This window comes from Pontibacter silvestris (genome assembly GCF_020907275.1).
GTDB classification, from domain to species: domain Bacteria; phylum Bacteroidota; class Bacteroidia; order Cytophagales; family Hymenobacteraceae; genus Pontibacter; species Pontibacter silvestris.
In genome coordinates, this window is sequence record NZ_JAJJWI010000020.1 from 23,959 (window position 1) to 48,583 (window position 24,625).

General features: G+C 43.8%; 20 protein-coding genes. 9 read left to right on the forward strand and 11 right to left on the reverse strand.

What is annotated here, in order from left to right:
- Window positions 1-6 precede the first annotated feature (6 nt).
- The 3 genes from LN995_RS16705 to LN995_RS16715 all read right to left on the reverse strand — a co-directional run bounded on the left by LN995_RS16705 (window position 7) and on the right by LN995_RS16715 (window position 2,887).
- On the reverse strand, window positions 7-333 hold the full coding sequence (locus LN995_RS16705; RefSeq protein ID WP_229962227.1) for a DNA-directed RNA polymerase subunit omega: 327 nt from the start codon (window positions 331-333) through the stop codon (window positions 7-9).
- A 10-nt stretch (window positions 334-343) separates the two neighbouring features.
- Window positions 344-1,168 (reverse strand): outer membrane protein assembly factor BamD, encoded by an 825-nt coding sequence (locus LN995_RS16710; RefSeq protein WP_229962228.1) that lies wholly within the window; start codon window positions 1,166-1,168, stop codon window positions 344-346.
- Window positions 1,169-1,234: 66 nt separating this feature from the next.
- Window positions 1,235-2,887 (reverse strand): OstA-like protein, encoded by a 1,653-nt coding sequence (locus LN995_RS16715; RefSeq protein ID WP_229962229.1) that lies wholly within the window; start codon window positions 2,885-2,887, stop codon window positions 1,235-1,237.
- Window positions 2,888-2,940: 53 nt separating this feature from the next.
- Here LN995_RS16715 and tilS point away from each other — a divergent pair, with 53 nt between their 5' ends.
- From tilS to mdh, 3 genes are all read left to right on the forward strand, one after another.
- Window positions 2,941-4,269: a tRNA lysidine(34) synthetase TilS gene (tilS, locus tag LN995_RS16720; RefSeq protein WP_229962230.1), complete on the forward strand. Its 1,329-nt coding sequence runs from the start codon at window positions 2,941-2,943 to the stop codon at window positions 4,267-4,269.
- Between the two features lie 235 nt (window positions 4,270-4,504).
- The gene (locus LN995_RS16725) at window positions 4,505-6,022 is read left to right on the forward strand and encodes a malate:quinone oxidoreductase (RefSeq protein WP_229962231.1); all 1,518 of its coding nucleotides are present in this window, start codon (window positions 4,505-4,507) and stop codon (window positions 6,020-6,022) included.
- Between the two features lie 111 nt (window positions 6,023-6,133).
- A complete protein-coding gene (gene mdh / locus LN995_RS16730; protein ID WP_229962232.1) occupies window positions 6,134-7,072 on the forward strand; it encodes a malate dehydrogenase in 939 nt (312 codons plus the stop codon).
- 83 nt (window positions 7,073-7,155) lie between these two features.
- Here the strand turns inward: mdh and LN995_RS16735 are convergent, their stop codons facing one another.
- The 3 genes from LN995_RS16735 to mutL form a co-directional block, all read right to left on the reverse strand.
- Complete coding sequence (locus tag LN995_RS16735) at window positions 7,156-8,076, reverse strand: rhomboid family protein (protein WP_229962233.1); 921 nt, start codon at window positions 8,074-8,076, stop codon at window positions 7,156-7,158.
- A gap of 6 nt (window positions 8,077-8,082) precedes the next feature.
- A complete protein-coding gene (locus LN995_RS16740; RefSeq protein WP_229962234.1) occupies window positions 8,083-8,859 on the reverse strand; it encodes a rhomboid family intramembrane serine protease in 777 nt (258 codons plus the stop codon).
- Window positions 8,860-9,004: 145 nt separating this feature from the next.
- Complete coding sequence (mutL, locus tag LN995_RS16745; protein ID WP_229962235.1) at window positions 9,005-10,873, reverse strand: DNA mismatch repair endonuclease MutL; 1,869 nt, start codon at window positions 10,871-10,873, stop codon at window positions 9,005-9,007.
- 462 nt (window positions 10,874-11,335) lie between these two features.
- Between mutL and LN995_RS16750 the strand changes: the two genes are divergently transcribed.
- From LN995_RS16750 to LN995_RS16765, 4 genes are all read left to right on the forward strand, one after another.
- Window positions 11,336-14,233, forward strand: a complete 2,898-nt coding sequence (locus tag LN995_RS16750) for a glycoside hydrolase family 3 N-terminal domain-containing protein (RefSeq protein ID WP_229962236.1) — start codon at window positions 11,336-11,338, stop codon at window positions 14,231-14,233.
- Between the two features lie 70 nt (window positions 14,234-14,303).
- The gene (bshA, locus tag LN995_RS16755; protein ID WP_229962237.1) at window positions 14,304-15,440 is read left to right on the forward strand and encodes an N-acetyl-alpha-D-glucosaminyl L-malate synthase BshA; all 1,137 of its coding nucleotides are present in this window, start codon (window positions 14,304-14,306) and stop codon (window positions 15,438-15,440) included.
- A 181-nt stretch (window positions 15,441-15,621) separates the two neighbouring features.
- Window positions 15,622-17,514: a phosphoglycerate dehydrogenase gene (serA, locus tag LN995_RS16760; protein ID WP_229962238.1), complete on the forward strand. Its 1,893-nt coding sequence runs from the start codon at window positions 15,622-15,624 to the stop codon at window positions 17,512-17,514.
- A gap of 63 nt (window positions 17,515-17,577) precedes the next feature.
- A complete protein-coding gene (locus LN995_RS16765; RefSeq protein WP_229962239.1) occupies window positions 17,578-18,666 on the forward strand; it encodes an aminotransferase class V-fold PLP-dependent enzyme in 1,089 nt (362 codons plus the stop codon).
- A gap of 83 nt (window positions 18,667-18,749) precedes the next feature.
- Here the strand turns inward: LN995_RS16765 and LN995_RS16770 are convergent, their stop codons facing one another.
- Window positions 18,750-19,280 (reverse strand): DUF7935 family protein, encoded by a 531-nt coding sequence (locus LN995_RS16770; protein ID WP_229962240.1) that lies wholly within the window; start codon window positions 19,278-19,280, stop codon window positions 18,750-18,752.
- 165 nt (window positions 19,281-19,445) lie between these two features.
- Here LN995_RS16770 and LN995_RS16775 point away from each other — a divergent pair, with 165 nt between their 5' ends.
- Window positions 19,446-19,799: a HesB/IscA family protein gene (locus LN995_RS16775; protein WP_229962241.1), complete on the forward strand. Its 354-nt coding sequence runs from the start codon at window positions 19,446-19,448 to the stop codon at window positions 19,797-19,799.
- 126 nt (window positions 19,800-19,925) lie between these two features.
- On the opposite strand, the gene LN995_RS16780 is transcribed toward LN995_RS16775, so the two are convergent.
- From LN995_RS16780 to LN995_RS16790, 3 genes are all read right to left on the reverse strand, one after another.
- A complete protein-coding gene (locus LN995_RS16780; protein ID WP_229962242.1) occupies window positions 19,926-20,813 on the reverse strand; it encodes a ChaN family lipoprotein in 888 nt (295 codons plus the stop codon).
- 197 nt (window positions 20,814-21,010) lie between these two features.
- Window positions 21,011-22,354 (reverse strand): ABC transporter permease, encoded by a 1,344-nt coding sequence (locus LN995_RS16785; protein ID WP_229962243.1) that lies wholly within the window; start codon window positions 22,352-22,354, stop codon window positions 21,011-21,013.
- Window positions 22,347-23,258 carry an ABC transporter ATP-binding protein gene (locus tag LN995_RS16790; RefSeq protein WP_229962244.1) on the reverse strand — a complete coding sequence of 304 codons (912 nt, stop codon included), beginning with the start codon at window positions 23,256-23,258 and terminating at the stop codon, window positions 22,347-22,349. The genes LN995_RS16785 and LN995_RS16790 overlap by 8 nt, the downstream gene beginning before the upstream one ends.
- Before the next feature lie 44 nt (window positions 23,259-23,302).
- Between LN995_RS16790 and LN995_RS16795 the strand changes: the two genes are divergently transcribed.
- Window positions 23,303-23,443, forward strand: a complete 141-nt coding sequence (locus LN995_RS16795) for a hypothetical protein (protein WP_229962245.1) — start codon at window positions 23,303-23,305, stop codon at window positions 23,441-23,443.
- A gap of 30 nt (window positions 23,444-23,473) precedes the next feature.
- Here LN995_RS16795 and dnaJ read toward each other — a convergent pair whose 3' ends face one another.
- Complete coding sequence (gene dnaJ / locus LN995_RS16800; protein WP_229962246.1) at window positions 23,474-24,625, reverse strand: molecular chaperone DnaJ; 1,152 nt, start codon at window positions 24,623-24,625, stop codon at window positions 23,474-23,476.

Consider the following 24,625-nt stretch of genomic DNA (forward strand, 5'->3'; position numbering starts at 1 on the left):
CCTTACTTACAGGCTTAATTCGTCTGACTCTTCGTCTGGAGTACGCACGTATACCTTTCCTTCTAAGAACTCTTCGATAGCAAGGTTAGTTGGCTTAGGCAGACGCTCATAGTATTTAGAGATTTCGATTTGCTCGCGGTTCTCAAACACTTCCTCCAGGTTATCTACAGTAGTCGCAAACTCTGCAAGTTTAGAGTTTAACTCTTCTTTCAGCTTAACAGAAACCTGATTTGCTCTTTTAGAGATTACAGCCACAGACATGTACACATTGCCAGTTTGCTTAGCAAAATCGGCCATGTTGCGGGTAACAATAGATGATGGAACAGTTGCCATATATATTAACTTATGAGTTTTCGTTTTTATTTTTCTTTATTTCATCGAGCGCAGCTAAAGCCTGATCATAAATCTGCTCTGCATTACGCTTGTTTTTACTATCCGGGTACAGGTCTACAAAGCTCTGATAGTAATCTATCACCTGATAGTACCGCTCCTCCTGCTTATTCAGCACGCTTTGCTTCGCATACTGAAACTGTGCATCAAGCCTTAAATAAGAGGCTTGGTCGCTGTATGGTGATGCCGGATGCTCTTGTAAGAAGTTCGTGAGTGTAGTTACAGCCGCATTATAATAGCGTATTTTGTAGTACAGCTCTGCGTTTACGAATGCCTTTCTATCAAGCTTAACGTTAAGATCCTCAATCATCTGGTTAGCTTCATCCACAAACTTGCTGTTCGGGTAGCGTATCGTAAACTCCTGAAGAGCCTCAATAGCAGTTAATGTGCTGGTTTGGTCCTGTTCATAGCTTGGCGAACTGTTGTAATTCGACTTGGCATATAAGAACATTGCCTCTTCAGACAGCGGGCTTCTGGGATACAACTCATAAAAGCTTTTAAAGTGGAAAGCACTTAACAAGTAATCGCCTTGCTGATAATAAGTATTGGCAAAGTAAAATTTAGCTTGTTCAGCTTCCTGCCTACCACTCAATAAAGGTAACACCTGCTCCAGTAACTGGCTAGCTCGGTAATAATCACCTTTTTCGTAGTACTGGACAGCTGCCTGATATTTTTGATCAACATCAGTGCTCTTTAAAATCTTTTGAAAGTTGCTACAGCTGGCACCCAGCAGTAACAAGGCAACAAAAGCAACGGTATGGAGAAAGCCTCTATTCATTAACAGGCAAAATTATATAATAACTGCGTGATTTACAAAACAGATTTACATCTGGCATAAAACACCTTATCGTGAACTATTTTTATTTTTTGCTGATGGTTTCGCTTTGGCTTCCACCTTAGGTTTTACAGCTGTACTCTGCTTTTTAACTACTCGTGGAGCTATCGGCTGTACTTTAGGAAGTGACTTAAGCGATACAATATCCTGTTTCTCTGGCCTTAACTCTGGCAGCCACTTAAAGTCCTCTAATTGTTTATCTTCTACTTTTAGCTCATGCGGCGGCACAAAGGTAGCATCCGGGTTCATCAGGAACGAGATTCTGTGCAGTTTATTATCTGCAAACCGTAATACCATATCGCTGCAGATGGCTTTGTTGGCTCCTGTTAGCACAGAATCTCCCTCTAATGCAAAGTACAGGCTCTCTCCATTTCCGTTTACATTTACCCTGCTTATTTTCCCTTCCTTAAAAAAAGCTGTCATATCCCGGCCTTTTACCTGGTTATAATTCTTCAGAGAATCTTCAGAAGCAATAAAAGCGCTGCCGAACATGTACATTTTTTCAATAGTCTTATTGCGCATGTGCATGCGCACAGTATCAGAAACCATCTGTGTCTGTTCATTCCAAAGTACCGGCTTTATGTTCATGTGCATAACTGAGTCTGTACGGTTATAACTCAGCGAGTCGCATTTGCCTTGCAAGTCAGACTTAAAAATCTTTACATTATTATAAGCGAACAGCATACTAGGCATGCCAGGCGCTTTTGACTCACGTGAAACAAGTGTATCTGCCGCCATGTACAGGGTATCGTTGTCCATGATTGTTTCCATCATCGGTTTACCATATACTTTGGATATACCACTGTCGCGCCAGTAACGGCCCGTTTGCCCATATATGGTTACATCATCTTTAAGAGAACGTAACGATACATTTACTTCAGCATAGCCATAGCCTTTCTGTTCGTCATAGTACAGTTTATCTCCTCCCAAACGATACTCGGGTGTAAGAATATAGGCATTGCGCCCAAATCGGGATATCTTCTCCAGCGAGTTGTAAGTCCCCTCTTCTGCATAAAGATCGCCTTGCTGCCCTTTGATAACAGTTGGCCCCTGGAAGTACACTACTTTCGTAAGAGTATTGTACTTCATGTTCTGCGCTGTAATATTATAGTCTTTCGTAGTAACTTTTACGTCTTGCTCGAAAGTAAACATTTTGGTTTGTGTTTCATAAACTCCCTTACGGCTCTGCAGGCGATTCTCAGGGTCTACAATAGTACCTCCCTCAGTGTAATAAGCCGTTTTGGTATTGAGATCATAATCTAAAGACGGCGTAGTAAGTGTCATTCGTGGGTCTTTCATTACTACATTACCAGTCATGGTAGCTGTGCGTGTGGCACCATCATAAAGCGCATGGTCGCCGGTCATTGTTACCGTGTCAGCTTGTACTATGCGTACTTTACCAAAGGCTTCCAGCAGTTCGCTGTCACGGTACTGGTAAACCGAATCGGCATACAGAAAACCATCTTTCTGCTTAAAAGACACATTCCCGATCAGCTTATCAGCTTTCTGGCCGTTAAAAGTGGTACCTCCAATCAGTTCATCGGCACCAAGCAGTTCTACTCTGCCTGATTGCGCCTGCCCCTGCTTTGGCTGCTGCTGCCCGAAAACCGAAAGCGAAAGCAGGGTAAAGACAAGAGAATACAGTAGCTTTGTAATCTTCATTTATATAGATAAATCGTAGTCAAAATTAGAAAAAAAATACCAGCTGCTATTTTATGCTTCAGAAAGTTTCAAGTTTTATTCAACTGCACCAGCTTTGCTTGCCAGACACCAAAATTTTAGCGGCTGTGAGCGGCGGCATAGACTCTGTGGTTCTATGCGAAGTGTTGCACCAGCTCAAGTACAACTTTGCCATTGCTCACTGCAACTTCGGCTTGCGCGCCGAAGATGCCGAGGCCGATCAGTTATTTGTCAAAAAGCTAGCCAAACAATACGATGTGCCCTTCTTTACCGAAAATTTCAATACCCGCACATTTGCTGAACAGGAGAAACTATCGATACAGATGGCAGCCCGCACGTTGCGTTACCATTGGTTTGAACAAGTGCGCCGGCAGGAAGGCTACGATTACATAGCTACAGCCCACCATAGCAACGACACCTCCGAAACCATATTGCTCAACCTGACCAAAGGTACAGGCATTGCCGGCTTACATGGTATTCCGCCGAAGAACGGCCATATCATCCGTCCTATGCTGTCTGTTAGCAAAGACGACATCTACGACTTTGTAACAAGCAACCGCCTGGCGTGGCGCGAAGACAGCTCTAACGAAACCACCAAATATCAGCGTAACAAAATAAGACACAATGTAATTCCAGTTTTGAAAGAGATAAACCCAAACCTGGAAGAAACAATACAGCAGACGGCAGAGCGGGTAAGCCAAGCCGAGTCCATAGTGGCGGCTTACATCTCTCAGCTAGGGCAGCAGGCTGTGCGGGAAAAAGACAGTACTATTTATGTAGACCTACAGCCTTTACATAAAGCCACTGGACTGCCTGTAGTACTATATGAGCTGCTGCGCCCTTACAATTTCAGTTATGCAGTAGTGCTGGAGCTGACAGAGGCGCTTGGTGGCCTTTCCGGAAAGCAGTTCGACTCACCTACCCACACCCTTGTAAAGGACAGGGAGCAACTGGTAGTTACTTCTAAAAACCTGAATAGCTTTGGCAGCATCTTAATAAACGAAGGACAGGCGGAGGCAGAGGCTGACAACCTGCATTTTACCCTCCGCTGGATTGATGCTGATAAGTATAAATTAAACACCAAGCCTAGTGTAGCTGCCCTTGACGCTGATCAGTTAAAATTCCCTTTAAAGCTCCGGGCATGGCAGGAAGGTGACTGGTTTGTGCCGTTAGGCATGAACGGCAAGAAAAAATTAAGTGATTTCCTGATTGACAAGAAGATACCCACTAACCTTAAGCAGCAAACTATGGTATTAGTTTCTGACCAGTCTATTGCCTGGATAGTTGGTCAGCGCCTTGATAACAGGTTTAAGGTAACAGATAAAACGCAACGGGTAGTAGAGATAACGCAAATTAAGCGTTAAACAAAATTAAATCTTACTGGTTAAAATAATTTTGATTATAACAGGCATATTTTGCAGTTTCACCTCGTTAGCAAGAACACCTGTAACATACATGCAGCTTTTAACAGCAGTGCTTACTTAAAATAGTATGCATAAAGAATAACAGGTCGTGTTACAAGATATTTTTAGATTTTCAACGTACCTTTGTAAGTATAGTAAATATTATAAATTGCAGGGAAAATTCTTTAGAAAATAGATGATTACAAGCGATAATTCTTTAAAAACAGATCCTGATGTAGTTTTGATTGGTGCTGGTATAATGAGTGCTACGCTTGGGGTGTTGCTTAAAGAGCTGCAGCCTGAGTTAACAATAGAAATTTTTGAAAGGCTTGATGAGGCAGCAGCTGAAAGTTCCGATGCATGGAATAACGCAGGAACAGGACACTCCGCATTCTGCGAGCTGAACTACACTCCAGAGCTACCTGATGGCTCTATTGATGTATCCAAAGCTGTTAAGATTGCGGAGTCTTTTGAAATTTCGAGGCAGTTCTGGGCTTTCCTTGTACAGCACAACTTACTTAGATCGCCTCACTTTATCAATAGCATCCCGCACATGAGCTTTGTATGGGGAGCCGACAATGTAACATATCTGAAAAAACGACATGCAGCGCTCACAAAATACAATCTCTTTAAAGGGATGCAGTATTCTGAAGATCCACAGCAGCTGACGAAATGGATGCCACTTATTATGCAGGGGCGCGATAAATCAGAAAAGCTAGCTGCTACACGCATGGAAATTGGCACAGATGTAAACTTTGGAGCCCTGACCCGTGACTCTTTTCATCACCTACAGGCCATGAGCGATGTAAATCTGCATTTCGGGCATGAGGTATATAAGCTTCGCCAGGATGCTGCTGGCTATTGGCATGTAAAAATAAAAGACCTTAAAAGCGGCCAGAAGAAAAAAGTAAAGGCGAAGTTCGTTTTTATTGGTGCTGGCGGAGGTTCATTGCCTTTACTGATTAAATCCGGCATACCGGAAGGGAAGGGCTTTGGAGGCTTTCCGGTAAGTGGGCAGTGGCTAAAATGCACCAATGAGGAGGTTATTAAGCAGCACCAGGCGAAAGTATATGGTAAGGCAGCAGTAGGATCGCCTCCCATGTCTGTACCGCACCTTGATACTAGAATGATCAATGGCAAGAGAGAACTTCTGTTTGGGCCCTATGCAGGCTTTTCAACCAAGTTCCTGAAACAAGGTTCTTTCCTGGACCTGCCGCGCTCTATAAAGCTGACTAACCTTCGCCCGATGATGGCAGCAGGCATCAAGAATATCCCTCTTACCCGTTACCTTATCGACCAGGTGCGCCAGTCTCCTAAAGACCGTCTGGAGGCGCTTAAAGATTATTATCCCAATGCCAGAATGGAAGACTGGGAACTGGAGGTAGCAGGCCAGCGTGTGCAGGTGATAAAGAATGACCCTGTACGTGGCGGAGTGCTTGAGTTTGGAACAGAAGTTGTCAGCTCAGCCGATGGCTCTATTGCAGCCTTACTCGGTGCCTCGCCAGGAGCCTCTACCGCTGTTTCTATCATGCTAAGCCTCTTGGAGCGCTGCTTTAAGGATAAAATAAAAACAGAAGAATGGCAGACCAAAATAAAGAAGATGATTCCATCTTTTGGTCAATCATTAGCCGAGAACCAGCAGTTGTGCGACCAGGTAAGAGCCTGGACCAATGATGTGCTTTCGCTTAAAAGTGCCGAACAGACACAGCCATAATAATTATGCCTGCCAAACAGGAAATAAGTGCTTGCGGTAATAAGGAACAGCTTATGCCGTTTTTACCGTAGTTAACAGAGTTTAGAACCATATATATAATTATATCCGACAATGAAAGTAACTGTAGTTGGAGCAGGTAATGTTGGCGCAACGTGTGCCGATGTGCTTGCTTACCGCGAAATCGCGAACGAAATAGTACTAGTGGATATTAAAGAGGGTTTTGCTGAAGGCAAAGCACTTGATATCTGGCAGAAATCGCCTATCAACCTTTACGATTCACGCACTGTTGGTGTAACGAACGATTATAGCCGAACTGCCGGTTCTGATGTGGTAGTAATTACATCAGGCCTTCCGAGAAAGCCTGGCATGTCCCGCGATGATCTTATTTCTACCAATGCAGGTATTGTAAAGTCAGTTACTGAAAATGTTGTAAAACATTCTCCTGATGCCATCATTATTGTGGTTTCCAATCCACTGGATGTGATGACATATGCTGCACATATCACCTCTAAATTACCTCGTGCACGTGTAATGGGTATGGCAGGCATTTTAGACACTGCCCGCTACAGAGCTTTCTTAGCAGAAGAACTAAATGTTTCTCCTAAAGATATACAGGCGGTACTAATGGGCGGACACGGTGACACCATGGTGCCGCTTCCGCGCTATACCACAGTTGGTGGTATTCCTGTAACTGAGCTTATTGCTGAAGATAAATTAAATGCCATTATTGAGCGTACAAAGAACGGCGGGGGGGAGCTTGTGAAACTAATGGGCACTTCTGCATGGTATGCTCCGGGTTCAGCAGCTGCGCAAATGGTAGAGGCTATAGTGAAAGATCAGCGCCGTGTGTTCCCGGTTTGTGTTAAACTGGAGGGCGAATATGGTATTGATGGTGTTTACCTTGGCGTTCCTGTTATTCTTGGCAAAAATGGCATTGAGAAAGTGTTAGAGCTACAACTGAACGAAGAAGAAAAGCAGCTTCTGGAAGTTTCCCGCGGTCATGTTAAAGATGTGATGGAGGTACTGGATAAAATAAATGCCACTGCATAACCTGCAAAGCTTCTTTACTTTAAAAACAGCAAAGGCGCTACTTCTAAGTAGCGCCTTTGCTGTTTTTAAAGTAATACTTAGAGCTAATCTTTCTGGCTTGCCTGAAATAGCTTCTGCTTCTCTTCTTTAGACAAACTCTCATAACCTGAGCTTGATATCTTATCCAGAATACGATCTATCTCATGCTGGCTTGGTTTACCAGGATAACTAGCTGCTGCTGCACTGGAGGTGCCATTTGTACTACGACGGCTGAAGCCTCCACCACCACGGTGTGTCACTTTTAGCTTAGGCTTTCTTTTTAACAGGTTACCAAAGAAGCCGAAAGTAGCATGTATCGGACGGCCCATATCGCTTCCACGTTGTAGCTGTTTTATAAACACCCAGCCTATCAGTGCACCTCCTAGGTGAGCAATGTTACCACCGGCATTATCTCCTACAGCCCCAGACATAGAAAGTATGACAAGGAACAGAGCGATATATTTAATTTTTACAGGCCCGATCAGGATTAGGCTAAAGGTAAAGTTTGGCAACAATGTAGCTGCTGCCACTACTATAGCCAGCACACAGGCCGAAGCCCCGATCATAGATGCTCCTAAAGCTCTGTCGGCAAAGTAAGGAATGAAGTTAAAAAATAGAACAAACAGTACTCCACCAGCCAAACCTCCGAGTATGTACAGGCTCAATAAACGCTTATCTCCTAAGTATTCCCTTATTAACTGCCCAAACCAGTACAGGTTAAGCATATTGAAGAGAATATGGAGGAAGCCTTCATGTGTGAAGAAATACGTTATCAGTGTCCACGGCCTTACTAACAGAGATGCCGGATACGAAGGTAACGCAATGTAGGACATCAGCAGGTTATACAGATGCGGACCTACAGTAAGGGTAAGAACAAGCCGGGCTACAATAAGCACCACAAAAACGACAACGTTTATAAGAATGAGCTGCTTTAGGGTGTTATTCGGCTGTCGAAAAGTATCTTTTATGTCTTCTATAATGCTCATGGACGATTAATAGTCTTGGTAGTCACTTCGTTGCCACATTCTCACTAATATATACGCAAACAGCATTCCGCCGAGGTGGGCAAAATGTGCCACATTGTCGCCCGGCACACGGTTAAAGCCAGCATACAACTCGTAGGCTCCGTACAACAATACAAAATATTTAGCTTTAATTGGTATTGGCAAAAATAGCAAAAACAGCTCCAGATTCGGAAACAGCAACCCAAAAGCCATCAGAATAGCAAATATTGCACCAGAGGCTCCAACTAAGGGGCTATTATAGATACGGGTAAACATATTTGACACCACTTCTTTAGTGCCTTCAATATATTCGGGGTTGTCGGGTTCACGCTGAAAAGCTATAGCTATTTCTCTGCCAGCTCCAGTGCCCACATGTTCATCCATATAGTTATTGAAGGCCACAGGCGAAGGGCTTTCAATATACTGGACGGTGTCCTCTTTCAGCTGATTCAGCTCGTACGCACGCACCCCCAGGTACAACAGGCTCGCTCCTAACCCTGTAATAAGGTAAAATGTCAAAAACCGCTGTGCCCCCCAATAACGCTCCAGCATTGGGCCAAATATAAACAAGCTGAACATGTTGCTAAACAAATGTCCCCAGCTACCGTGCATAAACATGTGTGTAAATAGCTGCACAGGCCTGAAATACTCGGAACCAAAATAATACAGTGCAAAGTCTGCCGAATTAAATAGCTTATCCTGAAGTATAAATACGACCACATTGATGATCAGGATGTTCCTAACCATAGGGGTGATATTGAACATAGTGTATATTTTTTAGCTTAAGTATCAGACTTTTCATTTTATCATAATTTAGCAGCATCTTCCCCCTTAGCTGTTGTAGCAAGATGCCAGTAGTTGTATGGAGATAAAAAGCTTTGTCTAACAGTTAAATACTTGTATTTTAAAATCAGCCTTTAAGGAAAAGCTCATGCAGCTGGCCAAGCTCCATTATCACTAGTGTTTTTTGTCCACCTGGTGTATAGTTCGGTACCTGGCAGGCAAACAGCTTATCTACGAGAGAATTCATCTCAAGGTCAGACATACGCGACTGTAATCTGGATGCCAGTCGCTTTGCCATAGCACGGGCCAGGTTCTCTCTCTTATCCAGTTTCAGATTAGCTGCATTGTTTTTATACTGCTCAATCAGTTCCTCTAGCAGCTCTTTTTCGTTAGCAGCGTGTATGTCAGCTGGTATGCCATTCAGAATAATGGTATTGCCACCAAAATCCTCAAACAGAAAACCCATATCTTTAAACTCTGCTGCCAGTTCTTTTATAAGTGTGGCATCGGCCGTAGACAACTCCACAGTCTGCGGAAAAAGCAATGCCTGTGAAGTAACGCTTTTCTTCTGTAGGGAGCTCATGTACTTTTCATAGAGTATCCGCTCCTGTGCTGCCTGCTGGTCCACAATCATAATCCCGGACTTTACCTGCACCAGCAGGTACTTCTGATGCACCTGTAAAGTTTTGCTGGAAGTAACAGAGTTGTCGGAAAAAGCATCATCCAGAAAACTCATGGTAGACGAGGCCGAGGTTATTCGCTCTTCCTGCACCGGTGGTTCCTGCTTAAGAGGTTCATACAGCTGTTCCCAGCCTTTTGAGGTAGCACGCCTGCTTCCCGTATTTCCAGAAGAAGCAGGAGGGGTAAACCCGGGGAAGGAGCTATTTCCTTTACTTTCTTTGTCGCGGTCGGTATCAAACTCGTTAAAGAAGTTATTATCCTGTATTCTGATAGGCTGCAAGGGCGCAAAATTCACGTCGCTTTCAAAGTCCAGAGATGGCGCAATGCTATGGGCACCTAAAGCTTTCTTTGCAGCGGCATGTACAATAGCATACACCGTCTTCTCATCCTCAAACTTAATTTCGGTTTTAGTCGGATGTACGTTTATATCAATCCGATCCGGCTCTATATCAATAAAGAGCACATAAAACGGATAGTTGTCTTTCGGAAGCAGCCCCTCAAAGGCTGTCATCACGGCATGGTTCAGGTAACCGCTTTTTACGAAACGGTTATTTACAAAAAAGAACTGCTCACCACGGGTCTTCTTGGCAAACTCAGGCTTTCCGATGTACCCATGCACATTCAGGAAAGGTGTTTCTTCTTCGCAAAGGGCAAGTTGCCCCTTATAATTTGATCCAAAAATACTAACAACGCGCTGGCTCAGCTTTGCAACCGGTAGGTTAAACACTTCCACATCATTGTGATATAGCGAAAATGCTACCTCGGGGTAAGCAAGCGCTACCCGTTGAAATTCATCCAGTATATGCCGCATCTCCACTGCATTCGTCTTCAGGAAATTACGACGGGCAGGCACGTTAAAGAAAAGATTTTTAACAGCTATAGAAGTACCCTCTGGAACTACTACAGGCTCATGCAAGGTAATAGCTGAGCCTTCCACAATAAGATGCGTTCCTATTTCAGTATGCTGAGGCTTTGTCTTAAGCTCTACCTGTGCTACGGCAGCAATAGAAGCCATAGCCTCTCCCCTAAAACCCATTGTTTTGATGCGGAAGAGGTCTTCGGTCGTACTGATTTTAGAAGTGGCGTGGCGCTCAAAGCACATGCGCGCATCTGTATCCGACATACCCACGCCATTATCTACCACCTGTACCAACTGCTTACCTGCTTCTTTCACAATCAGTTGAATGCTGGTAGCCTGGGCATCAATGGCATTTTCCAGCAACTCTTTCACCACCGAGGCAGGGCGCTGTACCACCTCTCCGGCAGCTATCTGATTGGCAAGATAGTCAGGCAATAAATGTATGATGTCGGGCATCCGATTTAAATACTCCTTAATTTAAAGTTTTTACCTTTTTTGACAGAAAAAACACTAAACCCGGCGGGATTTTTGCGTTTACTAAATAGTAAAAACAGAACTTATTCAGAATTAAATTTATTATTAATTTACAGACCGATTACGAATGAAGATGGAAAAACCTGTAAAGATTCGGTTTGCCTTTTATCCTAAAAATTTGCAAATGTTGCTTGTACGAAAAATGATGTGTGGTGTTAGCAACTTAAATGCTTCCTCCTGTTCCACGTATAGCAAGGCAGGCACACAGGCTTATTCAACTTCTTCGCTTAATCAGCTGAAAGGCAGCAAGGCAGATTTCTTCTGTTTACCCGAACCGCCTACTGCAAAATTAGCCTTAATTTCGTCTTGTTCCAATTATTATAATACCCGTGTAGGATGTTGAAGCGTTTTAGTTTAGGATTACTCATACTTGTTTTTTTTGCCATGGCACCTCTGATGTCACTGAAATCATCAGATGAGGTTGTCGTAGATGCAAAAGAAAGAGTTTGGGTAGATAGCGTCTTCAGTGCTCTTACTCCGGACCAGCGCCTGGGCCAACTATTTATGGTAGCAGCCTACTCCAACAAAGATGAAAGACATTACCGTGAAATAGACACATTGGTAAGCCGCTATGGCATTGGGGGCATTATGTTTATGCAGGGTGGCCCTATGCGACAGGCTGTGCTTACCAACCGCTTCCAGGCAAGAGCCCAACTGCCAATGCTCATTGCCATGGATGCAGAGTGGGGCCTGGACATGCGCCTGGACAGCAGCATGCACTTTGCACGCCAGATGACACTCGGCGCACTTGACAACGACCGTTACATTTACCTGATGGGGCGTGAAATTGCTCTTAAGATGAAGCGGATGGGCGTACACGTCAGCTTTTCCCCTGTAATGGATGTTAACGTAAACCCTGCTAACCCTGTCATTGGTAGCCGCTCTTTTGGTGAGTCTAAGGAAGAAGTTACACGCCGGGGCATTGCCTACATCAAAGGCCTTCAGGACCATGGTGTTATAGCTGTCGCAAAACACTTTCCGGGCCACGGCGATACGGATACAGACTCTCACCTTTCTCTGCCTGTAGTACAGCACAACATTGAACGCCTGACTGAGGTAGAACTTTACCCGTTCAACAAAGCTTTTGATGCAGGAGTAATGGGCGTGATGGTAGCACATTTGTATATGCCAGCCATAGACTCTACCCGTAACATAGCAACAACACTATCCAAGCCGCTTGTTACTGGTCTTCTAAAGGATAAAATGAAGTACAAAGGCTTAGTATTTACAGATGCTCTAAACATGAAGGGTGTCAGCAACTACTTTGCTCCTGGTGAAGTTGACGTAAGAGCTTTGGAGGCCGGTAACGATGTGCTTCTGTTCTCAGAGGATGTTCCTGTAGCCATAACTAAAATAAAAGATGCTGTTGCTGCCGGTAAACTAACGCAGGAAGAAATTGATGAACACGTCAGAAAAATTCTGCATGCCAAGTACTGGGCTGGATTAAATAAATATAAACCTATTGACCTGGCCAACCTACAGGAAGAAGTAGACAGACCACTTAGCACTGTGGTGCAGGAGCAACTGTATGAACACTCCGTAACCGTAGCAAAAAACAAAGATAACCTGTTGCCTTTTATGCACCTCGACACAATGCGTATAGCTTCTGTAGCCATTGGTGCAAAACCACACAACGTGTTTCAGGAAACACTTGGCAACTATGCACCTATTAAGAGCTTTACCATCAAAAACCGCTTTGCTCCTGATTCTTCCTTTACGAAAATCATTCCAAAGCTCAAGGATTATGATGTTGTGGTTATCAGTATCCATAATATGAACATAACGCCAGCTAAAGACTTTGGCATAGGAGTGGGCACCAGAGCTTTTATACAGTATTTGCAGGAGCGGACAAAGAAGAAAGTGGTAGTTGCTGTAATGGGCAATGCCTATAGCTTAAAATTCTTCGACAACAGCAACTGGTTAGTGTGCGGCTATGAAGACAATGATGTTTCACAGTTACTTGTGCCACAAGTACTGTTCGGGGCCAGGGCAGCAAAAGGCAAGCTACCCGTTACAGCCTCTGCTAAGCTCACGTCTGGCACAGGAATAGCAACACAAACGCTTGGGCGTCTGAAATATGGTGTACCTGAAAGTGTGGGCATGGATTCTAAAGTGCTTCAGCAAGTCGATAACATTGCCCTGGAAGCTATTGCCTATGCTGCCACACCAGGCTGCCAGGTATTAGTAGTAAAAGATGGTACTGTTGTTTTCAATAAATCTTATGGTTATTATACTTATGACAATGTAAAGCCGGTAACCAATAACACCATTTACGACATTGCCTCTATTACAAAAGTCGCCGCTACCCTGCAGGCTATTATGTTCCTGAAAGACCAGGGCAAAATAAACCTGGATGCGAAAGTCTCTACTTACTTACCTGAGCTGAAAGGCACCAATAAGGAAGGCATTGTTATGCGGGACGTGTTATCGCACCAAGCAGGTTTGCGGGCAGGCATTGTACACTGGCAGAAGACACTGGATAAGGTAAAGCTGAAAGATACCTTCTACGCCAGCACCCGCAACGATAACTTCACCAACGAGGTGGCTCCAGGTATATACTCTATCAAATCGATGGCAGACTCTTTATGGGCTTGGACGGTAAAGTCTCCTTTGTTACCTAAGGGTGCCAATGGTTACGGCTACACGTATAGTGACCTCGACTTTTACGTTTTACAGCGTGTGGCAGAAACACTCCTGAACCAGCCGCTGGATGAGTTTATGGAACAGAATTTTTATGCTCCACTCGGCTTAAGCACAATGGGCTACATCCCTTTGCTGAACCACCCTCGCGAAGTAATTGCCCCTACCGAGGATGATAATTATTTCCGTAAGAACCTGATCTGGGGTACTGTGCATGACCAGGGAGCTGCTATGATGGGCGGTGTCGCCGGGCATGCCGGTCTGTTTTCCAATGCCAATGACTTAGCTATACTGCTGCAGATGAACCTGCAGAATGGCAAATATGGCGGTGAGCAGTACTTTAACAGTAACGTGGTAACAGAGTTTTCTAAAAAGCAATTTAAAAATAGCCGCCGTGGCCTTGGCTGGGATAAGCCTGAGCCCGATGGAAACGGTCCTACATCCAGCCTGGCCTCTATGAGCACCTTTGGCCATACGGGTTTTACGGGCACCGGCGCCTGGGTAGATCCGGAAAGCAAGCTGATTTACATCTTCTTGTCTAACAGGGTTTACCCGGATGCAGGAAATAGTAAGCTGGTTAAATATAATATTCGTACACGTATACACGACGTGATATACAAGGCCATTGTGCCAAAAACTTAAAAATAACCTGTAATTTAGCGAGTGCAGCACCTAAATGCTGCACTTGTTATTTTCACAGCATACATACATTATGAAAATTGGTATTGTCTGTTATCCTACATTCGGAGGCAGTGGCGTAGTAGCTACTGAACTTGGTAAAGCTTTGGCCCTGAAAGGTCATCAGGTACATTTCATCACCTACAGCCAACCTGCCCGACTCGATTTCTTTAACGAGAACCTGTTTTATCACGAAGTATATATTCCATCTTACCCTCTTTTCCAGTATCCGCCTTACGAATTGGCTCTGGCCAGTAAAATGGTAGATATTGTCCGATTTGAGAAGCTGGATGTACTGCACGTGCATTATGCCATTCCGCATGCTTCGGCTGCTTTTATGGCCAAACAGATTCTTCGCACAAAAGGCATCAATATTCCTGTTATTACCACCTTGCATGGTACTGATATAACGCTAGTGGGTAAAGATGTCTCTTTTGAGCCGGTAGTTACTTTTAGTATCAATCAATCGGATGGCGTAACAGCTGTTTCTGACAGTTTGCGTGCAGAAACCTATGATTACTTCCAGATTGAGCGTGACATTGAGGTGATCCCGAACTTTATTAACCTGGAAAAGTTTAAGCGCCAGAAGAAAGAGCACTTCCGCATGGCAATTAGCCCAAATGACGAAAAACTATTGGTGCATACCTCTAACTTCCGTGCCGTAAAACGCATAGCAGATGTTATAAAGATATTTGCCAAGGTGCGGGAGAAAATGCCCTCCAAGCTGCTTTTGGTTGGCGATGGGCCAGATCGCCCTAAAATGGAAATGCTTTGCCGGGAACTTCAGATTTGCAGCGATGTGCGTTTCTTAGGAAAGTTAGAAGCTGTGGAGGAAGTGCTTTCTATAGCAGATTTGTTCCTGATGCCATCAGAAAAGGAAAGTTTTGGTTTGGCGGCGTTAGAGGCTATGGCTTGTGAGGTACCGGTTATTTCTTCTAATGCAGGTGGCATACCAGAGCTGAATACGCATGGCGTTACAGGCTTTGTAAGTCCTGTTGGCGACGTAGACGACATGGTACGCAATGCGCTCTATATTTTAGATGATGCTAACCTACCTACTTTTAAGGCGAACGCACTTGCCCGTGCACATGACTTTGATGTGGAGAAGATTGTTCCAAAATACGAAGTAGTTTATCAGAAAGTAATTGATGAACAGCTGGCTATCATGTAATAGCAAATCATCAGAAAGCACTTAAGAAAAATCCGGCTATCATTTTAACAGCCGGATTTTTTTATACTATCTTTACCATAGCTTAACAGAGTTAGAAAGTATGCACGTTTACGGCATACTTTCTAAGCTTTAGAGGCTACTTATCTAATCTCTAAAAGTAATCGGACACCTCACTTACATCATGAGTAAAGACAAATATTTCATTATTGATTTTGATAGTACCTTTACCAAGGTTGAAGCTTTAGATGAGTTAGGAGAAATTTCTTTGCACGACGACCCTAACAAAGAACAGATTCTGCAGGAAATAAAAAACCTGACCAATAGTGCCATGGAGGGGAAAAGCTCATTTACAGAGGGTTTAACCAAACGCCTGGCTTTGCTTCAGGCTAATAAAAAGCACCTGCAACCACTCATCGAAAGATTAAAAGATAAAGTTTCTGACTCTATTAAGCGTAACAGGAACTTCTTTGCAGAGTTTGCTAATCATACTTTTATTGTATCCAGCGGTTTCAAGGAGTTTATAAAGCCAATAGTTACAGAGTATGGTATTAAAGAGGAGAACGTTTATGCCAACACCTTCCTTTACGATGAAAATGGTAATATTACTGGCTTTGACAAAGAGAATGTACTGTGCCTGGACAAAGGCAAAATAAAGCTATTGGAAACAATGGCTTTAAAAGGTGATGTGTATGTAGTAGGCGATGGTTACACAGATTATGAGATAAAAGAAGCGGGTTTAGCAAATAAGTTCTATGCTTTTACAGAGAACATAGCACGAGACAATGTAATTGCTAAAACTGAATACATTGCTCCTAGTTTTGACGAATTCCTATACCAAAACCAATTGCCAATGGCTATTTCATACCCTAAAAACCGTATCCGGGTACTGTTGCTTGAAAGCATCCACCCTAAAGCGGTAGAACTCTTCAAGAAAGAAGGCTATCAGATAGAAACGATAGCTGGTGCTTTAAGTGAAGAAGAACTTTGTGAGGCAATAAAAGATGTTTCTATCATTGGTATTCGTTCCAAAACGCATATCACTAAAAAGGTGCTGGAGCATGCTAACAGGCTTATTAGTGTGGGGGCATTCTGTATTGGCACCAACCAGATAGACCTTACAGCCTGCCTTGATGCTGGAATACCTGTCTTTAATGCACCATACAGCAATACCCGAAGTGTAGTGGAGCTAGCTATCGGGCAGATTATTATGCTCAGCCGTGGCATCTTTGACAAGAGTGAGAAAATGCACCGTGGCGAGTGGGACAAATCAGCAAAAGGCAGCTATGAGGTTCGCGATAAAAAATTAGGCATTATAGGTTACGGAAACATAGGAGCTCAGCTTTCTGTTTTGGCTGAATCTATGGGCATGGAAGTGTACTACTACGATGTTGTAGAGAAGTTACAGCTAGGTAATGCCAGAAAATGTAATACGCTGAAAGAACTCCTCGAAATAGCAGACTTTGTAACTCTTCATGTGGATGGTCGCCCTAACAACAAGAACATGTTTGGTGCTGAAGAGTTCGCTGCCATGAAAAAAGGCGCTATCTTCCTTAACCTGAGCCGTGGCCATGTGGTTAATATTCCTAGCTTGGTAGAGGCTGTTAAGTCTGGCAAAGTCAGAGGAGCGGCCATAGATGTGTTCCCGCAGGAGCCTGCCAATAATGAAGAGGAGTTTATAAGTGAATTGCGAGGCTTGCCAAACGTTATCCTGACGCCACACATTGGCGGTAGCACCAGTGAAGCACAGGTAAACATTGCCAATTTTGTTCCGAACCGCATCATGGACTACATTAACAGCGGCAATACCTATCAGAGTGTAAACTTCCCGAACATTCAGTTACCGGAGCTTAAAAATGCACACCGCCTGATACACATTCACAAGAACGTTCCGGGCGTGCTGGCTAACATAAACAACGTGTTAGCCAGTAACCATGTGAACATTGAGGGGCAGTACCTGAAGACAAATGAGCAGGTTGGTTATGTGATTACAGATATCAACAAAGCTTATGATAAAAATGTGATCGGTGAGCTAAAGAGCCTGCCTGCCACTATTAAATTCAGAATGCTTTATTAATGATAAAACCAAAATAGCAGCAGAGAAATCATGTTGCCGTTCTGGTATTAAAACATCCTTCTCATGACCAATAAAGTCTATTTCACGCCGGGGCCTTCTGAACTTTACCCTTCTGTGCCAGAGCACATGCAGGCGGCTATGGCAAACAAAATCGGAAGCATTTCGCACCGCAGCCAGCAGTTTAAAGACATTTATGCACATGCCGTTTCAGGCTTACGCCAATTGCTGCAACTGCCGGATAATTACGAGGTTTTGTTTCTTTCTTCCGCAAATGAGATATGGGAACGTGCTATTCAGAATACGGTAGAGCATGAAAGCTTTCATTTGGTAAATGGATCTTTCTCCAAGCGATTCTATGAAATATCGAGTGAGCTTGGCAGGAAAGCGACCAAGTATGAAGTAGCGTTTGGAGAAGGCTTTAACGTTGACAAAATAGAAATACCTGCCAGTGCCGAGTTGGTAGCACTCGTTCAGAACGAAACAAGTTCAGGTGCCTGTATGCCTGTAGCTGACATTAACAAGATTAGAGCCAAAGCAGGTGAAGAAGCGCTGATTTTTGTTGATGTGGTTTCATCTATGCCCAACCCTGCGCTTGACTACAGCAAAATAGATTCCGCTTATTTTTCGGTACAGAAATGTTTCGGCTTACCTGCCGGATTAGGCGTATGGCTGCTGAACGACCGCTGCATAGCAAAAGCAGAGGCTTTGGTTGCCAAAGGAATATCTGTAGGCTCTTACCATAGTGTTCCATCACTGCTAAGCAAAGCAAAAGCGAATCAAACACCTGAAACGCCTAACGTGTTGAACATATACCTACTGAGCCAGGTACTGGATGAGATGAACAAAAAAAGTGTTGATGCCATTCGTCAAGAAACAGAAGCAAAAGCAAAGCTGATATACGACTACATAGGCAGCAGCGAAAACTTTGACATTGCGGTAAAAAAGCCGGAGCATCGTTCTCCTACTACAATTATCGCTAATACTAAGTTACCTGCTTCTGAAGTTAACAAACGCCTTGCCCCGTTTGACATGGCAGTAGGCAGCGGCTATGGTAGCTACAAAGAAAGCCAGATCAGGATAGCCAACTTTCCGGCTCATGCTGTTACACAGGTACAGGCTTTAGTGTATAAGTTACAGGAGCTGATAGGATAGGCTTCTGGAATTCTTTCTTTCATCAACAGGAAAGCCGTTAGGTTCACTATCGGCTTTCCTGTTGATGCTTTGCCTGTTCCTTTTTAGAATATTTCCCGCATCTCTTCTTTTACAGCCAATATGGCTCGTGCTGTTGGGTCTCTCTCTTCAACAAGAATTGTTTCCAGGATACGTTTAGCCAGGTCATTGCCACGTGCATTTTCAGGCATCTCCTGATAAGTTTTATTAATCAGGTTTACCACTTCCTCTCTTGTTTGCTTTACCTGCTGCCATATCTGATCAGACATGTACACTTGCTGCGACATATTGTGGTTAAACTCATTCCTGATTTCTGTCAACAATACCCGGTGGTAATCTGCTGCTGTCTGACCAACTCCACTTACACGTAACAACAGGTTACTTGGTGTAATGCGCTCCAATAGCAATACGACACGCTCATAAGCATGTAAGCGTACAGGTAACACAACAGCATCTTTCTTCATGCGTACGTTCAACAAACGGGTCTGGTGCATGTTCTGAAAGTGCTTCGCCAGTATGTACAGAAATACTCCGGCTTCAATTATTATCAGAAGGGTTGGTAACAAAGTAAATAAAAGGGCCAAGCTATTCATCATATTCTACAGGTGTAATATGTCAGAAAATTAAATATCGTAAAAAATCAATTTAAATGTTGAATCTTTTATCCCCGTTGACTGTTTAAGACTATAGGGATTGCCACAAGCATAATTAATTAATTATAATTACGTAATTTTGTGGTACCATTATCAAACATATAAACTATGGCAACAGCAACAGATACTAAAACTGCACCTATCACTCTGACTGAAAGAGCACTAGCTGAAGTTAAAAATATAATGCAAGAGAAGAATGTACCAGAAGATTACGGCTTGCGTGTAGGTGTGCAAGGTGGTGGCTGCTCTGGCATGTCCTACCTGCTCGGCTTCGATAAAGCAAAAGATGCTGATGAAGTTTATAACGTAGATGGCATAAACCTAATCATGGATAAAAAGCACGGCATGTACGTAATGGGCATGCAAGTAGATTTCCAGGATGGTTTAAATGCCCGTGGTTTTACATTTAACAACCCGCAAGCTACCAGCACCTGTGGTTGTGGCAGCTCTTTCTCTGCATAACCCCCCCCTCTTTCTCTTTAGAATAGACAAAGCCCGGCTCTTCGAACTGGGCTTTGTTGTTCTTATAAGAATCTCGCATAACGGGCATCAACTTCATCAAGTACTTTTGAACAAGGCACACCTGCTTTAAAATGTTCTTGTCATGCTAGCTGGCACCACCAGTATAAAGTCAGCTTTATTTATGTTCTCGTCCGATAACTTGCCTAAGTCTTCCTGCAGCACAGTTGTAATGGTTAACATTTTTAGTTGCGGTTGTTCCTGTTTCAGATACCAGCCAATACCTTCAAAGTTATCAGAATGATAGGCTCCGTTAAAATGCAGTACCTGCTTGCCTTGCTGTACCTGCCCAAGTATGAAATACGCCATGGTAGCATCTTTCAGCGCCTGCGCCTGCACAATGTTCTGACTTTTGGTATTGCCATGCGTGCCGCCGCCAAACATAGCCATCATGTTCTTGTAAGCTGGCAGCTCCATATCTACAGTTACTGGTAGCGGAGCAATGTATTTCTTTGCCTCTTCCGATACATCTTCTAAAGTCACTAAGCCACCGCCAGACACCATGGCCGCATAACGTCGTGGCACATTAGTGGCAATAACCGGAATACCCTGCTCTTTGGCGTAACGGATAATAGGTCTATAATCGGTTGCATAATTAGGCCATGGACGCGATTCCTGCTCAAAGTTCTTCTCCGGCACCTGCCCTACGATAAACTCATCCAGTACCAGCTGCACGTCAGCCTCAAACATTTCCGCACCAATGGCAAAGCTTTGTTGCTTCGCCTGATGTAAGCCCTTAGTTAACTCCAACTGCAACCAATGCGCAATAGGGTCGTTGTGCTGCTCCCCAAAAAGCACGACCTCTGCTCTCTTCAGTTCCTCCAGCATTTTACCATAACTTACAGCTATTCCTTTAGAGTTAAAAAGGCGGTACGCTGGTTTATCTTTATTCTGGGCCATAACGGTGGTAGCAGTTACTATTAATAACAGCAATATGTTTATCAATATAATTCTCATTCTTTGTAAAAAGACTGTTAAAAAGATTAAACTGTTCCCGAAGATACTCTCTTAACAACTCTTAGAAAAGGAAGTACAGCCATGTTGTCAACAGAAAGATTCCTGATAAGGCAATATCAATACAAAAAGTATCTAAAAAAATAACCGGTACGTGTGGTACCGGTTATTCAACAACTAAACTTTTATATTTATAGCACTTACACTCTATAAAAGAGCCACTTAGAAAGTTCCTTGTAATTTACTTTCTTTCCGTACATCAGAATGCCTACACGATAAATACGGCCTGCTAACCAGGTAGTAAATACGAATCCGGCGATCAACAGTGCCATAGATAGCAGCAGCTCCCAGGCTGGGACACCAAATGGCACACGCACCATCATTACAATAGGCGAGGTAAACGGAATAACAGACATCCAAAAAGCCACCGGTCCATCAGGATTTTTCAGGATAATGGTATAGGACATGATAAATGAGATCACCAGCGGTATGGTGATAGGGAACATGAACTGCTGGGTATCCGTCTCGTTATCCACAGCAGCGCCTATGGCTCCGAATAAAGAGCCATAAAGTAAGTACCCGCCTAAAAAGTAAAACAGGAAGCACCCCAGTATAAGTGGTATGTTCAGGTTTGCTACTGCATTCATGGCATCGCTCATCATTCTCGCTGCATCACTATCAGCGGCTTGCTTTTCTACCTGTTCTTCCTCCTCACCGGTAGCGGCGACACGGCCAGCAGCCAATTGCTCAATAGGAGTTGGTGCCGGTTTAATACCAAACGCAGCCTGCACGCCTGTAACCACAACAAAAGAAAGCACTACCCAAAGTAAAAACTGTGTTAAGCCTACGGCAGCTATACCTACAATCTTGCCCATCATCAGCTGAAACGGCTTTACAGAGGAGATAACTACCTCTACAATACGGTTTGTTTTCTCCTCGATTACACCTCGCATAATCTGCACACCATACAAAAAAATGAAGAAATAAATAACCACAGCTCCTGCTATGCCTGCTACAGAGGTTACAATAGCATTATTATCCTTCTCTCCTTCGGCGCTTAAATTGACGGCAGCTATGTTAAGGTCAGGCTTCATCTTTTCTAATGTAGCCCGCTCTATACCCGAAGCAATCAAGCGCTGGTTTTCTATTTCTTTTTCCAGGATGTTCTCCAGCCTGATCTGAGTCTGGAGGCTGGTATTCTTCTTGGAATAGATCGTAATACCCTCCGGGTCGCTAATATCAAGATCAGGTATGTGAAGTAAGGCCGTATTATCAGTTTCTTTGTACACGGTTTTTACCTGGTCAAGTGTTCCCTGTAGTGGCACGAACTTAAGATTTTCCCTGTCCTGCAGCTTATCAGCAAAAAGCCCGCTTTCGTCCAGCACCATTACTGTTTCTGCACCGTCTGATACAGTGGCGAGCCAAGCTGGCACAATCATAAAAGCAGCAAAAAGCAACGGTGTAATAAGCGTCATTACAATGAAGCTCTTCTTCCGCACACGCGTCGTGTATTCGCGCTGTACGATTAACCAGATTTTATGCATGGTGTGTTTCTTTTACTTTTCTGATGAAGATATCATTTATACTTGGTACCAACTCTATAAAAGAATGCAACTCTACACGTTCGATCAGGTAGCGCAGCAAATCATTTGGTTTAGCACCATTAAGTAATTTTATATTAGCCCGGAACACTCCATGGTTCTCATGTTGCTCCAGTACCTGGAAATCCGGGGATAATATTAGCAACTGACCGTTCCCGATAACCTGAAAAGTATCAGTTCTGTAAGTGTCACGTACCTCTTTCACCGACCCGTCCAACACCTTCTGCGATTTGTTAATCAGGGCGATATTATCGCACAGTTCCTCCACGGACTCCATGCGGTGCGTAGAGAAGATAATAGAAGCTCCTCTATCGCGAAGGCTTAATATCTCATCTTTTATCAGGTTTGCATTGATAGGGTCAAAACCAGAGAAAGGCTCATCCAGAATAATAAGAGACGGTTCGTGCAATACAGAAGCAATAAACTGAACCTTCTGCTGCATTCCTTTAGACAAGTCCTCTATGTTTTTCCCCAACCAGTCCCGAATTTCAAACCGATCAACCCATTTTTTAATGCGAGTAGTAGCTTCTGCTTTATTTAGCCCCTTTAGTTGTGCGAGGTACAGTAACTGTTCCCCTACTCTCATCTTCTTATAAAGCCCACGTTCTTCCGGCAGGTAGCCCATGTCTCTGATATGCTCCGGTTTCAGACGCTCTCCTTTAAAATAGATTGCTCCACTGTCAGCTCCTGTAATTTGGGTTATAATGCGGATAAGAGAAGTTTTACCAGCGCCATTCGGACCTAATAATCCAAAGATGCAACCTGTTGGTATCTCGAAGCTTACATTGTTAAGGGCGGTATGGTTCGCATAACTTTTTGTTACGCTGTCAATTTTCAGAATGCTCAAGGCAGATTACTTTAGATTCTATCAAAAATAACTTTATATAAACTTTGGGACAAGTATATATTAATTATACGATGTACAAAATCGACCAAGCCAGCTTAAAACCAGATGAAAGGCCGGAGATTGCTTACCAGCAAAGCCGGCACAGAAAAAAAGCCATCCTTTTCCACGTGGAAAGAATGGCTTAGAGCTAAATTTTAAACTATAGTGGGTAATCCTTACTGAAAATAATCTTTTACTTTCTCAAAGAAACCTTTGTCGTTCTTACCTGGATGCGGGGCAAAGTTAGAAGACTCGCGCAGCCCTTCCAGTGCAGCACGTTCTTCACTGCTTAATGACTTAGGCGTCCACACGTTAATGTGGATCAGTTGGTCACCTTTGCCATAACCATTTATGTCTTTGATGCCTTTACCACGCAACCTGAAAATCTCACCGCTTTGCGTACCTGGCTTAATGTTGATTTTTACTTTGCCGCTAATAGTTGGCACCTCGATATCAGAACCAAGGGCTGCATCAACAAAACTGATATACTGATCGAATATGACATTATTGCCATCACGCTTCAGGCTTGGGTGTGGCTCTTCCTCTATTTGTATAAGCAGGTCGCCTGGCACTCCACCACGCTCCGGTACGTTACCCTTACCACTCATAGACAGCTGCATGCTATCCATTACACCGGCAGGCACATTAATAGAGATCACTTCTTCTTTAAGCTCTCTACCGCTACCATTACAAACCTCGCAGTTGTGCGTTACAATTCTACCCTCTCCGTTACAGGTAGGGCATGTAGCTGTAGAAACCATTTGGCCCAGCATGGTATTAACCACCTTGCGCACCTGACCAGATCCCTGGCACGTGTTACAGGTTTGCATATCTGTACCATTTTTAGCACCATTACCACCACAGGTACTGCAGGCTACATAGCGTTTTACTTTGATTTTCTTTTCAACGCCATTGGCTATTTCTTCCAGATTAAGCTTAAGCTTAATGCGCAGGTTACTGCCTTTACGTGTACGACGGCCACCTCCTGAACGAGCACCTCCGAAGAAGCTCTCGAAAGGGCTGCCTCCGCCGCCGCCAAAGATGTCGCCGAACTGGGAGAAAATGTCATCCATGTTCATGCCGCCGCCACCGCCGAAGCCGCCACCCATGCCCTGATGGCCAAACTGGTCGTAGCGTGCACGCTTCTGCTCATCGCTAAGCACCTCATAAGCCTCTGCAGCTTCTTTGAACTTATCTTCAGCAGAAGGGTCGTCGGGGTTCTTATCCGGATGGTATTTTATTGCGATTTTGCGGTAAGCTTTCTTTATCTCGTCCTGACCAGCACCTTTACTTACCCCCAAAACCTCATAATAATCTCTCTTAGCCAT

Excerpts from the sequence above, each read along its gene's own strand:
- LN995_RS16705 (WP_229962227.1), bottom strand. The coding sequence starts at position 333 with ATGGCAACTGTTCCATCATCTATTGTTACCCGCAACATGGCCGATTTT.
- LN995_RS16710 (WP_229962228.1), bottom strand. The coding sequence starts at position 1,168 with ATGAATAGAGGCTTTCTCCATACCGTTGCTTTTGTTGCCTTGTTACTG.
- LN995_RS16715 (WP_229962229.1), bottom strand. The coding sequence starts at position 2,887 with ATGAAGATTACAAAGCTACTGTATTCTCTTGTCTTTACCCTGCTTTCG.
- tilS (WP_229962230.1), top strand. The coding sequence starts at position 2,941 with ATGCTTCAGAAAGTTTCAAGTTTTATTCAACTGCACCAGCTTTGCTTG.
- LN995_RS16725 (WP_229962231.1), top strand. The coding sequence starts at position 4,505 with ATGATTACAAGCGATAATTCTTTAAAAACAGATCCTGATGTAGTTTTG.
- mdh (WP_229962232.1), top strand. The coding sequence starts at position 6,134 with ATGAAAGTAACTGTAGTTGGAGCAGGTAATGTTGGCGCAACGTGTGCC.
- LN995_RS16735 (WP_229962233.1), bottom strand. The coding sequence starts at position 8,076 with ATGAGCATTATAGAAGACATAAAAGATACTTTTCGACAGCCGAATAAC.
- LN995_RS16740 (WP_229962234.1), bottom strand. The coding sequence starts at position 8,859 with ATGTTCAATATCACCCCTATGGTTAGGAACATCCTGATCATCAATGTG.
- mutL (WP_229962235.1), bottom strand. The coding sequence starts at position 10,873 with ATGCCCGACATCATACATTTATTGCCTGACTATCTTGCCAATCAGATA.
- LN995_RS16750 (WP_229962236.1), top strand. The coding sequence starts at position 11,336 with ATGGCACCTCTGATGTCACTGAAATCATCAGATGAGGTTGTCGTAGAT.
- bshA (WP_229962237.1), top strand. The coding sequence starts at position 14,304 with ATGAAAATTGGTATTGTCTGTTATCCTACATTCGGAGGCAGTGGCGTA.
- serA (WP_229962238.1), top strand. The coding sequence starts at position 15,622 with ATGAGTAAAGACAAATATTTCATTATTGATTTTGATAGTACCTTTACC.
- LN995_RS16765 (WP_229962239.1), top strand. The coding sequence starts at position 17,578 with ATGACCAATAAAGTCTATTTCACGCCGGGGCCTTCTGAACTTTACCCT.
- LN995_RS16770 (WP_229962240.1), bottom strand. The coding sequence starts at position 19,280 with ATGATGAATAGCTTGGCCCTTTTATTTACTTTGTTACCAACCCTTCTG.
- LN995_RS16775 (WP_229962241.1), top strand. The coding sequence starts at position 19,446 with ATGGCAACAGCAACAGATACTAAAACTGCACCTATCACTCTGACTGAA.
- LN995_RS16780 (WP_229962242.1), bottom strand. The coding sequence starts at position 20,813 with ATGAGAATTATATTGATAAACATATTGCTGTTATTAATAGTAACTGCT.
- LN995_RS16785 (WP_229962243.1), bottom strand. The coding sequence starts at position 22,354 with ATGCATAAAATCTGGTTAATCGTACAGCGCGAATACACGACGCGTGTG.
- dnaJ (WP_229962246.1), bottom strand. The coding sequence starts at position 24,625 with ATGGCTAAGAGAGATTATTATGAGGTTTTGGGGGTAAGTAAAGGTGCT.